This is a genomic window from Pseudomonas fragi, assembly GCF_002269505.1.
GTDB lineage: Bacteria > Pseudomonadota > Gammaproteobacteria > Pseudomonadales > Pseudomonadaceae > Aquipseudomonas > Aquipseudomonas fragi_D.
Genome location: NZ_NQKQ01000001.1, coordinates 42424 through 55252 on the forward strand (window position 1 = coordinate 42424; position 12829 = coordinate 55252).

The following is a 12829-nucleotide window of genomic DNA, read 5'->3' on the forward strand; positions in this document are numbered from 1 at the left end:
AGCCCGCCCCCCTAACTTATGGAGGCGGGCTTTTACTGTCACTGACTACAACTGATAACTAAAACTCAAGGTATAACGCGGCCGACGGTTAAAACTGTCCAGTGCTATATCCGACATGGGTTTGGCAACTTCCAGGGCAACGTTGTAATAGCGCTTGTCACCAAAACGCAAGCCCAGTGCTGCCGAAGACATATCCGAACCTTTTAACGGCAACTGGTTGTACCAGACTTTGGCCCTGTCCAGGACGGCATAGGGTTGCAGCAACTTGACCCACTCACCGTCGCGATTGAAACTGTAATTAAGCTCGTATGCCGCCCCCCAGCCCTTGTCCCCCGAAGCCTGATCATCAGGATAGCCACGACCGAAGTTCTGCCCGCCAAATACCGCCCGCTCGCTGTCAGGCAGGGTGTCATCGCTCCAGTAAAGAGCACCCGAAATCACCCCCTGCCAGTTGTCGAAGTAGCCATTGCTCTGCACGCCCGACAAGCGCAAACGGAAGAAGTCCAGATCGTACTGCGTGCCGGTCAGGTTGGTCTCGCTCTTGGCACCCATGCCATCTATGCCCTGGTACAAGCCGGCACTGACGATACGCAGTTGTTTGGCATCGGACTTGCGCCAGTCGCCCTCAAACGCCAGTGCCCGCACGTTGGTTTTGTCACTGATGGTCTGCCCGTAGCCGACGATCTCGTAGTCAGTCTTGTCATTGACCCCGTACAACCGCGCCGCTGCGCTGAGCCATTGATCCGGGGCAGCAATCAGCGGATGGCTGATACCGATCGAGAAGCGGTCATTCTCGCGATGAGGTTTAAGTTCAAAGCCGTCGCTGGTAAAGATACTGGTGCTCGGATCACTGCGATAACTGGAACCGTACAGGCTCAATTGCGTACCTTCCGCGTTGAGGTACTGGCTGTAATCGAGACGGTAGTAGTGCTCCTTGTCATTGCCCGGCGGAAACAGACCGCTCAAGGTCAACTGTTCGGCCATGGCCGTTTGCGAGTTGCTGCTGGCCGAGAGCAGCGCCTGGGTACTGCTGCGGTTGCCTTCAACCAGGCTCATGCTGGTGGTGAACGGTTTGCGGCTGGCGCTGATACTCAGCGTCGAAGCGCCATCCGTGGTGCCCGGCGGCGGTACTTGTGCCTCCAGGGTGACCCCGGGAATACGGCTTAGCAGCGTGCTGTAACGGTTGAAGGTTTTACGGGTAAGCGGGCGTTCGCCCTTGAGCTTGTCTACCAACTCATCCACAAACCCTTTGACCCGCCCGATATCGCCGTCAACCTTGTACTCGCTGATATAGCCTTCGACCAGCACCACACGCACCAGCCCCTGGTCGAAGTTCTGCTGGGGCAAAAACGCATAGGACAATAAATAGCCATCGTCCTGGTATCGCTTGGTGATCTTGCGCGTGGCCTCGATCAGTTCGGCCAGGGTGATTTCATGGCCCAGCAGCGGTTTGTACACCGCCCCCAGCTCAGGCAACGGATAGATCGTGCCACCTTCGATCTGCAACTTGCGAATCGTCAGACGGGTGCCCATTTCCAATGGCCGGGGTTGCGCAGCCGCCGGCTTGGGTAGCTCCAGCGCAGGCGCCGCAGGGCGATAGGCATCCGCCGGCAAGTTGGGCGTGGGCAGGGTTTGCATGCTGTCATTACTGTTGAGGAAACGAGGAAGGGTCTCGGCCCCCGCATACGGGGCCAGAGCCAACAACAGAAAGGGAACGCAATTACGCATAGGACACTCCATGTTCAACTACGGCGGCATAACGAGGGGCTTCTTTTTTAGAATGCTTTGCGAAGCGGCCCGAGCATCAGTCCTACAACCTGCACATGAAAAAAGACGAGAGACTCATCTGAATCTCTCGTCCCAACCAAGCGTAGGCGCTGTAGGTAAGGCCGTCGAACCGGCCAGGTGCAATATTCTTCAGTTATTTCTTGCCCAGGTTGCCCAGCCCGCCAACCACGCCGCCAAGCACCCCACCCAGACCAGTGGTACCAGCACCTGCTGCTGCGCCGCCCGCTGCCCCGCCCGCTGCTCCCACTGTTGTACCCGCAGTGTTGTTGCCTGAATCCACTTTGACACCCAGCAAGCCGCCAAGACCACCGACTACGCCACCGACGACACCCCCTACCCCCCCGACTGCACCTGCACCTGCACCTGCACCGGCTTCAGTAGTGCCAGCACCTGCCCCGGCACTGCCGCCAGCGCTTGCCCCCACACCCAGACCGCCCAGCAGACCACCGACCCCGGCGCCTACACCAGCGCCCACACCGGCCCCTGCACCTGCACTCACACCGCCTGTACCAGCCCCGGCTCCGGCACCAACACCAGCACCTGCCCCGGCGCTTGCGCCCACACCGAGCCCGCCCAGCAGACCACCCAGCCCCGTCCCGGTGCCAGTACCGCTGCCTGTGGAGCCCGCTGCCGGATTCACGTAGCCGCCAGCATTGTCAACCGCGCCGCCCACACCGGTCAGCACGCCACCGACCAGGGAAGTCACCGGGTTGGTACCGCCGGTAGCTGTCACCTTGTCGCCGAGGCCGCTCACGGTGCCGCCCACTTTGTTCAGCAAGCCGTCCACCGGTGCCCCCAAGCCTGTGGTGGTGCCGACTTTGCCCGTGACGTTCTCAACCAGGGAAATCACCGGTACCAGCACCTTGTCATTCACGCCGCCGGTCAATGCGCCCAGCTTGCCACTGCTCACGTCGGTGGTCAGAGTGTTGCCGATCATGGTCACCGTGGTGCCCACTTTGTTGACCAGCCCGCCTGTGGTATCAGTCACCTTGCCGACCACGCCACCCACCAGCGGAATCTGGCTGATCGGGGTGTTGTCCAGTACGGTGCTCAGACCGGTACCCACTGACGAAACGCCTTTGCCTACATCACTGACCGCATTGGTGACACCACCGACAGTCAGGCCGAGGGAGTTCTTGTCGGTACCCAGCGAGCCCAGGCCACCGGTAATGCCGTCAGTTACGGAGGTCACGGCATTGCCGGTATTAGTCACCAGGCCGCCCGCCACGGTGCCGACCACTGGCACGCCGCTCAGGGTGCTGCCAACCCCGCTGACCGTGGTGCCCACGCCGCCAAGGGCGGTGCCGACCTGACCGACAACCTGGCCTGTGACCAGAGGCGTGGTACCTGCACCCGTACCGCCACCAGTGCCACCGCCTGTGCCGCCGCCAGTACCACCGCCAGTGCCGCCACCTGTACCGCCACCAGTGCCACCACCGGTTCCACCACCTGTACCGCCACCAGTGCCGCCACCTGTACCGCCGCCAGTGCCACCACCGGTTCCACCACCTGTACCGCCGTCAGTGCCGCCACCGGTTCCGCCACCTGTACCGCCGTCAGTGCCGCCACCGGTTCCACCACCTGTACCACCGTCAGTGCCACCGCCTGTACCGCCATCAGTGCCGCCACCTGTGCCCGCGTCAGTACCGGTATCACTGCTGGCTACATAGCTCTTGTGGCCACCACCGCCGCCGCTGCAGCCTGCCAGGCTGACAGTCATGACCAAGAGGAGAGCTGTACTGGTTTTCAGAAAAAGTTGAGTGTTCATGATTAAGTCCCTTGCACCTGTTACGCCTGAGTTCGAAGTTCTCCGCTCTGTGTCGGGGATACGTTCGTCCGTTGGGTACATAACAACGCCGCGGGGCTGATCAAACAATTCACAACTTGGTATTAACCCCTTATATACACCGACTCCACCCCCTCTTGAGGATTAATACTTTGGCTTTAAGTGCCTGCTAAAAAGCCTTGTATATCAATGCTATTACTTACTCGAAAAAACACCGCCCCCCTGCACCCCTACTTTAGGTATAAGCATAATTGACGGATTTTAAGTTGATATTAAGTGGGTAAAACAATCGCAAAGAGAGGATTACTCCACCACACTGAATTCAACCCTGGCGGTTTGCCCACTTTCGTCGAGCACACTCAGTTCATAAAGTCCCGGTTGTTCCAGGATGGTATTGAATGTCTCTGGTTGCGCACTATCGCCTATCGGCGCGCCGTTGATAAACCACCAGCGCCGGCCGTCACCACCCAGGGCTGATAGCGCCAGGCGCAGCACTGCCTGGCTGGCAGCAGGACGGCGCAGGCGGTCGCCGTCACGCACGCCGACAATCGACAGTGGGGTCAGGGTATTCAAGGGCGGCGGCGGGCATTGCGTTGACGCAGCGGGCATTCGTGCGTCACGCCGCTCGACCCGAGGCAGCCAGGGTTCAAGGGGGGCAGGCCACAGTGCCACTTCACGTTGTTGCCCGTCGGCGCATTGCGGGCCAACGCGTAAACCTTGCGGGTTGACCCGGATCGTTTCGCGCAGGCCCACACCCAACGGCTGATCCGCCGCCAGCAAGGTCGGCGGCGTGGTGTGATCCAGGGTCCAGGCAAAACGCTGACGACGGCAATTGGGGTCGTCCTTGTTCATGGGCTGGCCCAACGGCCAGCAAATCGCAGCCACGCCGACGCTGCGCGGTACCGCCTGCACCGGCGCGACAATGCCGCGCTGGCTGTCGCGGTTGCTCAACACGTCGTGGACTTGCAGCATCAAGGGGGCCGCTGACGCCAGACCAAACTGCCCCGGCACGGGGGTGCCATCCGGGCGACCGATCCACACGCCTATCAGGTAACGCGGCCCCACGCCGATCGCCAGAGCATCGCGAAAGCCATAACTGGTGCCGGTTTTCCAGGCCAGTTGCGGGCGCTGCACCAACTCGGCGGTGGGGTCGCGGTCAGGCCGCGCCTGCCCGCTGAGGATACGTCGTATCACCCACGCAGCCCCAGGCGACAGCATGCGCCGCTCGCGCAATTCGTCATCGGGTTGCAGGCGCAGATTGGCACTGCGCCCTTCACGTGCCAGGGCACTGTAGCCGCTGACCAGATCTTCCAGACGGCTGCCGGCACCGCCCAGAATCAGCGCCAGATTGGGCTCGGCCAGTGCTGGCAGACTCAAGGGCACGCCACCGTTGCGCATATCGGCAGCGAAGCGCTTTGGCCCGTAGGCTTCGAGCAACTGCACCGCTGGCAGATTGAGCGAAGTGACCAGCGCGGCACTGGCAGACACCGGCCCGCTGAAGCCTTGGGAAAAGTTGCCCGGCCGGTAGTCGCCATATCGTCGAGGCACGTCCTGCAGCAGCGATTCGGAGTGAATCAAGCCGGCATCCAGCGCCATGCCGTACAGGAACGGCTTGAGTGTCGAGCCGGGTGAGCGCATGGCCGTGATCATGTCGACATGTCCGAAGCGACGGGCATCGTTGATGTCCACCGAACCCAGATAGGCGCGCACGGCCATGTTTTCGGTTTCGACCACCACAATGGCCGCCGAGGTGTGATCGGGCAAACGGGCGCGCCAGCCCAGCAGCAAGTCTTCGAGGCGACGCTGCAAACTGGCATCGATCATGGTACGGATCAGTGGCGGGCTGCCGGGGCGGTTAAGACGTCGCGCCAGCAAGGGTGCCAGGCTCGGTTCAAGGCGCGGTGCCAGCAATAGCGGCTCTTGCAGCGCCTCACTGACTGCCGGCTGCGGCCATACCTGGTACTCCGCCAACCGGCGCAGCACCTTGTCCCGAGCCACTTGTGCGCGTTGCGGGTGACGGTCTGGGCGCAAGCGGCTCGGCGCTTGCGGCAACACGGCGAGCAAGGCTGCCTCGGAACGGGTGAGCTGCTGCGGCGACTTGCCCAGATAAGCCCAACTGGCCGCAGCAACACCCTGCAGGGTACCGCCAAACGGCGCGCGATTGAGGTACAGCTCAAGAATCTGCGGCTTGCTCAGATGCCATTCCAACTGAGCGGTGCGCCATAGCTGACGCAACTTGCCAGGCATCGTCCGCTCATGGGGATCGAGCAGGCGTGCAACCTGCATCGACAACGTGCTGCCGCCTGATAACACCCGCCCACCGCTAAGGTTTTGCCAGGCCGCACGGCCCAGCGCCAGCGGGTTGACCCCAGGGTGTTGAAAGAACCAGCGGTCCTCGTAGGTCAGCAAGGCATCCAGGTACAGCGGCGACACGTCGTCGATATGCACAGGGTAGCGCCACACACCGTTGGCATCGGCAAAGCGCCACAGTGGTGTGCCGTCTTCGGCCAGGACAACGCGAGCCTGATCATCCTTGGGCAACGGCAGCGGCCAGATCCTGTCAGCCAGCCACAGCAACGCACACAGCGCCAGCAAGCCGCCTGCCGTCCAACCCAATATTTTTTTGATCCCTGGCCCCACTGAAACTTACTCGCTACGCAACTTGCGCGATGGATGGATGCCTAATGTATATATCTGGCACAGTGGCCACCTTACTCATCGGAACATGACCATGCACGTCGAAAGTTTTATCGGAAATCTTGGCCTGTGGCTGGGCACGCTGGTGCGTTTTATCGTCGAGACCCTGAACGGCTTGTTCGGTACCATCACCGAGGCGGGCAGCAACTTTGTCGACGGTATGGCCCGGGCGCTGGGCATGGACACTTCAATCGTCAGCATTGCAGTGCTGATCATCGGTCTGCTGTTCTTGTACAACGCCGTGCGCGCCTTTATCCGTGCCTCGATCATCGGCGGTGTGATCTGGCTGGTGCTGGGGTTGTGGATTTTGAGCTGGATCATCAGTTGACCTCTTGCCTACTGACGGGCTTGCGGGTTACTTGCGGGTTAACTGGCGTACCGGGTACATATCCGGCATCTGCGGTTAACTGAAATATCGGTTTCGCCCTTACGGCGAGTACCTTTTTGAAGGACCAAAAAGGAACCAAAAAGTCCTCGCCCTACCATACGGCCACCTCGCCTAGGCTCGCCGGTGCCCTCTCTCCGGCACTGTTATGGGGGCACGCCGCGACGGGCCATCCATGGCCCATCGCGGCTGGCGCGGCGTCCTGCCGCGCCACCCCCATAACAGCACCTGCGTTCGGCCTTCTGTGAGGGGCATTCGCGTCGCCTGCACAATCGAGTGGCAACAACAAAAGCAAAAGCAAAAGCAAAAGCAAAAGCAAAAGCAAAAAATTTAATCAACGCCAAATTCTTGTGGGAGCGGGCTTGCCCGCGATGGCAGCACTGTGTTCCTCCAGATAGAACGAGGTGCCTGCATCGCGGGCAAGCCCGGCTCCCACAGAGAGAAGATGTCGGTCGCAGATCCTGCATTCAAACAGGCCGGCCGGTCGGCCGCCTCGGCGGCTTTTGATCTGCCCGCCCCATCGGGAGGCCGAGAGGAGGTTCTGCGCAGTGGGCCTCCCGGCATGGATGCCGGGAGAGCCGCGATGGGCCAAGGATGGCCCGCGGCGGCGTGCCCACGGAGCGGGACCGGAACGAGGGAACCTGAGCGCAGCGAAGGCCGTACGCCAGGGGCAAGCCTTTTTGGTTACTTTTTCGGCGTCTGGAAAAAGTGACTCGCCGTAAGGGCGAAACCAATATCCCGGTTAAACGCGAATGCCGGATATGTACCCGCAACACCAGTTAAACCCGGCGTAAGTTTGGCGACCGATACGCAGCCTCGCTACGCTCCTCAGCGACTACGGGAAAACAGCTGATTCGGCATCGCGGGCAAGCCCGGCTCCCACAGAGAGAAGATGTCGGTCGCAGATCCTGCATTCAAACAGGCCGGCCGGTCGGCCGCTTCGGCGGCTTTTGATCTGCCCGCCCCATCGGGAGGGCGAGAGGAGGTTCTGCGCAGTGGGCCTCCCGGCATGGATGCCGGGAGAGCCGCGATGGGCCAAGGATGGCCCGTGGCGGCGTGCCCACGGAGCGGGACCGGAACGAGGGAACCTGAGCGCAGCGAAGGCCGTACGCCAGGGGCAAGCCTTTTTGGTTACTTTTTCGGCGTCTGGAAAAAGTGACTCGCCGTAAGGGCGAAACCAATATCCCGGTTAAACGCGAATGCCGGATATGTACCCGGTGTACCGGTTAAACCGCTACAGCGGCCACAGACCTAACGCCCCTTGATCACCATCTCCCCCGCCGCTTCACCCACAGCCTGCCAGTTGGGCCGGTACATCGACTCCACTTGCGGCGGCGGTACCCGGTAGGTACCCGGGGTCACGGCCCGGGCCAGGTACAGCAGGTGCGTGGTGCCATAGCCATCCAGTTTCAACGCCGCCACATAACGGTCATCCCGATATTCCTGATGCTGCACGCTGGCATTCTGCATCGACTCGCGCCATTGCTTCACTTGAGTACTGGCGTTTTCAAGGCTCGCCGCGCTCTGGCCCAGGTTCTGGTTTTCCAGCTCCAGGCCCGCAGGCAGCAAGTCGACCACCAGCGCATCCGGCACCTGCTGTTTGGCCGTCACCGCCAGATGCACCAGCACCAGATCACCACTTTTTAGCGTCTTGAGGTCCAGCGGCTCGCCGTTCATGCCCAGGTAATCGCGGCGAATGCTCATGTTTTCACCACCCGCTGCCGGGGCCTGCTGTGGATAACCCGAAATCGTCAGCTGTTGATAAACCGGTACGCTGCCTTCGTTGCGCAGGGTCAGGGGCGAGGCCAGCAACGGCCCGTCAAGCTTGAGCCCTGAACGAGCGTTGTTCAGCTCGCGGATCTGGTCGCCACTGGTGAGTTGCGCACTCCAGTTGGCCTCAGGCTTGCCCAGCAAATCACGACCGGCGAGGAACAGCGAATTGCGCTCCTGGGTCGACAACCACTGGCTCGCCGCCAGTTGATCGGACAAGTCGAACAGGCGTTGTTCGCGCTGGCCCGTCATCAGGTTGTTCTCTTCCAGCAGGGCCAGAATCAGCGCCTGATCACGCAGCGGGCTGCCGTAGTCTCCCAGCCACTGATCAGCCTTGCGCGTCGCTGCCAGCCCGGCAACCAGCGCCTGGTCAGCGCGCGGTTGATCGCCCATCTTCTGCAGGGCGATCGACAACTGCACCAGCGGCAAGCCGGAGCGGGCATCGCTGCGGCGCTCAAAAATGCTGCGCAGCGCGCCCAGCGGCGCCTGTTGGCTTCGGGCCAGCACCAGCGCTGCATAGGCCTGTACAGCAAAACGGGTGTGGTCGAGGTTGTCGCTGTAGTCGGCCTCGATCAGGTTGCGTTCCTGCACATAACGCAGCAACCGCTCGCTGGCCTTTTTCAGCGCCTCGGGCGGTACCGCGTAGCCTTGATCGCGGGCGCGCAACAGGAAGTCGGTGATATAAGCCGTGAGCCAGTACTCCTCCTGACCATCCGCGCCCCACAAGCCAAAGCTGCCGTTGTAACGCTGCATGCCCAGCAGGCGCTCGATACCCAACTCGATTTTGCGTTTGCGCTCGGTGTCCGGTTCACCTTCCAGGCCCAGGCGCTGGAGCAGCGCGGCATCGGCATACAACGCCGGGTACAGGCCGCTGGTAGTTTGCTCGGAGCAGCCATACGGGTAAGCCTTGAGCGCACGAATCTGCTCGCCCAGGTTCAGCGGCGGGCGGCTCGACAAGCTCAGCAAGGCTTCGCGCCCGGCCGGGTCAAAGGCTTGCAGCTCATTTTGCGGCAAGGTCCACGGCTGCTCGTTGAGTACAGCACGGTAATGCCTGAGCAAAGCCGGGTACGCAGGGCGCACGCCCAGCGTCCATTCGCGGGTAAACGGCGCCAGGGTTTCGCCCGGCAGGTCCAGCCCGCTGACCGTGACCCTGACTACGCCCGAGCCAAAACCACCCAGAGCCTTGACCGGTATGTGCAAGGTACTGCGCTGGCCGGGGCTCAGGGTCACGCTTTGGTTCGCATCCGCCAGCAGGCTCAACTGCCCGTCAGTATTGAGTTGCACGCGCAGCGTTTGCGCTTTGTCAGTGAGGTTGGACAGATCCAGCGCCAGCCTGGTCTCGTCGCCACCGGCCAGAAAGCGCGGCGCGGCCAACTCGGCCACCAGTGGCGCAGCGACCACGGTCTTGCCTTCGGCCATGCCGTAGCGATCGTCGGTCCAGACTTGTGCCATCAAGCGCAACTCGCCGTTGAAGTCGGGGATATCCACACTGACTTCACCTTCGCCCTGCTCGTTGAGCGTCACCGGCGCGCTTTGCAGCGCCACGATGGTGACACTGGTGGCAGGTCGCTTGCCGCCCTTGGCCAGTGCCGCATCGCCGCCGAACGCCAGACTGGCCAGACGACCCTGCCCGGCTTCGATCAACTGCCCGTAAATATCCAGCTGATCCGCCCCATAGGCCTTACGCCCGAACAGGCTGGTGAATGGATCGGGGGTCGGGTAGTCAGTGATATTGAGCACCCCGACATCCACGGCAGCCAGCAGCACATGGGCCTGTTTGGGGATACTGCCATCAGCGTTTTTAGCCGAAAGTTTTACCGTCAGCGGCTGTTTGGGGCGCATTTTCTCAGGGGCATCGAGCGTAAGTGCCAACTTGCGCTGGCTGCGGTCGATCGGCAGGTGCAGCACCCCGACAGCACGCTTGGGCGTGATATTGGTCTTGCGCTCACCGGGGCGAATCACCAGCGCACTGACATACAAGTCATGGCGTGCCCAGCTCGAGTCAAGCTTGATATCGAAGGCCTTGCCCTCGGCAGGTACTTCGATCTCCTGCCACCACAACGGGCCATCGCTGCCTTCGACAAGCAAGTAGCCCTTGCCAGCCGCAGGGGGTGTGACGGTAACTTTGGCCGTATCGCCATCGGCATAGGCGGCCTTGTCCAGCGCCAGCTTGACCTGATCGGGGCGCACGGCACCGCCTTCGGCGTTGTCCTGGGCACGATAACCGGCCCAGAAGCGCAGACTGCTGATCAAGCCGGTTTGCGGGTCTTCGACTTCAACACGGTAAGGGCCCCACTCCACCGGGAAGCTGACCTTGGCGGTTTCGCCGGCCTTGAGGCTGAGGGTCTCTTCGTTGAGGTTCAAAAACTTCTCGTTGTAGTGGTAGCTCCAGCCGTCGTTGTCCGAGTAGTTCCAGTAGTAATCGCGGCGTTCGCGCACCAGACGCACCTTGAGGTTATCGGCCGCCAGTTTGTTGCCCTGGCTGTCAGCAACCAGCAGCTCGAACTCAACCGGGCCGTCGCCATCGGTTTCAGTGCCGTCAAACAGGCCGCGCAACCCCGGCAGACGCTCAGCCGGCCATACCGGCTGCACCAGACGCCGGGTAATCGGACGCCCGCCGGACTCCTGCAAACTGGCCTGCACGATCAGTTGCAGCGGTGACTTGGCATCGCTCCACTGGCTGTCGATGCTGAGCGTTTCCTTGCCTTCGGCATTGAGCACGCTTTCATCCAGCTCCAGATCCTGAATCAGCTCCGGCTCTGTCACCGAACCGAACTGATAGCCCGGCAAAGCGCTGACCGCCTCGCGCAATGGCCGCACATAGACCTGACCGCTCAGGCGGTTACCGGCTGCCGGAGCCCCGTACAGATAACGTCCGGTGACCTTCACCTCGGCGGTTTGCTCGGGGCTTAGCGGCGTGTCACTGCCTTTAAGCTCCAGGGCCATGCGCTCCGGCAAAAAGTCTTCGACCAAAAACTCATACAACTGCGGCTTGCCGTCACCAAAATCGAACACTAGCTGCCAGCGCCCGGTCGGCGCTTCGGCGGCCAGTTGCAGGGGGTACTGATACAAACCGGAAGCGTCCGCTGACCAGACGAACTTGCGGCTGACCTGTTCGTCCGGGCGACGCACTTCAACGCTCACAGGCTGCGGTTTGACCGGATTGCCATCGCGATCACGCAGCAGGGCATTGAGCAGCACGGTCTCGCCAGGGCGATACAGATCACGGGGGCCAAATACAAAGAACTGCAACGGATGCGCCTGAGGACCGCCGATATCGAATTCGGCCAGATCCAGCGCCGCCGTGTTCAAACGCAACAGGCTGGTTTGATCGCCCTGGCGAGCGACCAGCACTTCAGCCTTGGGCGGCAAGGCCAGTTCGGCATGACCTTCCTTGCCGGTCTTGCCCTGACCGAGCATGCGTCCTTTACCGTCGAGCAACTCAAGCTCGACCCCGCTCAAGGCACTGCCGCCCTCCAGGGCCTGGGTGAAAACATCCAGGCGCTTCTGATAACGGTGCACGGAAAGGCCGATATCACTGAGGGTAAACAAGGTGGCAGGAGTGGAATAGTTGTAACTGCCCGACGCGGTCATGACCGCCAGGTATACGCCCGGCTGCTGCAAGGGTTTGATTCCGGCTGTTGGCAGGATCAGGGTTTCCCGGGTATTGCGCGCCGGGTTCAAATCAAAGCGCCCGGCGTATACCAGATCGGCCATGTTCAGCAGGTCTTTGGCTTCGTAGCTCTGCAGGCTGCTGTTGCGCCCCCACTGGCTGAGAAATGCTGGCAGCGACTCGGGTTTGACCCGGAAGAATTCGACATCGACCTTGTCGACGTTCAGCGCGATGACCGGCAAACCTTCGGCCAGACGCGTGGGCAGCAGATTGCCGCGGCTGGCGAAACCGACCGTGGGTTGCAGGTCACGGGTTTCGAGGCGGCTGACGTATTCAGCGGCCAGCTTGGCATCGTTGACGGCACGCAGGCCGGGGTCAACGGTGAGGATCAGTTTGCGCTGCGGCTCAAGATGACGCAGGCGCAGTTCCATCAGGTTGTCCGACAGCTCCCAGGCGCCATCGACCTTGCCGGTTTTGGCGTCGACCAGGTGCAGTTTGTCGGCAAAGTTCTGCTGCGGGTTCAGCGGTACCGAGAAGCTCACGGACAAGGTGCTGGCCCCGTCCAGTTGCACCTCGGAGACATCCACCACACTCAACTCGCGCCCGGCATAGCGTTCGGCCAGCACCTTGACGTCCTGCACCGGCTTGGCGGGCTGGGTGGCGGCAACCTGTGGCGCGGCGGGTTTGTCGACGCTGGAAGAATCACAAGCGCTCAGCAGCGCCAGTGTGCAGGCCAGGAACAATCCTTTGTTAAGCATGGTGTTCTCGTTTACTGGGCAGATAAGTACTG

At 61.6% G+C, this 12829-nt stretch carries 5 protein-coding genes; 1 reads left to right on the forward strand and 4 read right to left on the reverse strand.

Annotated elements, in window-relative coordinates:
- Positions 1–45: 45 nt before the first annotated feature.
- The 3 genes from CJU81_RS00215 to pbpC all read right to left on the reverse strand — a co-directional run bounded on the left by CJU81_RS00215 (position 46) and on the right by pbpC (position 6190).
- A complete protein-coding gene (locus tag CJU81_RS00215) occupies positions 46–1728 on the reverse strand; it encodes a ShlB/FhaC/HecB family hemolysin secretion/activation protein (protein WP_095035044.1) in 1683 nt (560 codons plus the stop codon).
- 193 nt (positions 1729–1921) lie between these two features.
- A complete protein-coding gene (locus CJU81_RS00220; protein ID WP_176464771.1) occupies positions 1922–3556 on the reverse strand; it encodes a collagen-like triple helix repeat-containing protein in 1635 nt (544 codons plus the stop codon).
- A gap of 321 nt (positions 3557–3877) precedes the next feature.
- A complete protein-coding gene (gene pbpC / locus CJU81_RS00230; protein ID WP_176464772.1) occupies positions 3878–6190 on the reverse strand; it encodes a peptidoglycan glycosyltransferase PbpC in 2313 nt (770 codons plus the stop codon).
- Positions 6191–6305: 115 nt separating this feature from the next.
- Here pbpC and CJU81_RS00235 point away from each other — a divergent pair, with 115 nt between their 5' ends.
- The gene (locus CJU81_RS00235; protein WP_095035046.1) at positions 6306–6599 is read left to right on the forward strand and encodes a hypothetical protein; all 294 of its coding nucleotides are present in this window, start codon (positions 6306–6308) and stop codon (positions 6597–6599) included.
- Positions 6600–7907: 1308 nt separating this feature from the next.
- On the opposite strand, the gene CJU81_RS00255 is transcribed toward CJU81_RS00235, so the two are convergent.
- A complete protein-coding gene (locus tag CJU81_RS00255; RefSeq protein ID WP_095035048.1) occupies positions 7908–12797 on the reverse strand; it encodes an alpha-2-macroglobulin family protein in 4890 nt (1629 codons plus the stop codon).
- Positions 12798–12829 lie beyond the last annotated feature (32 nt).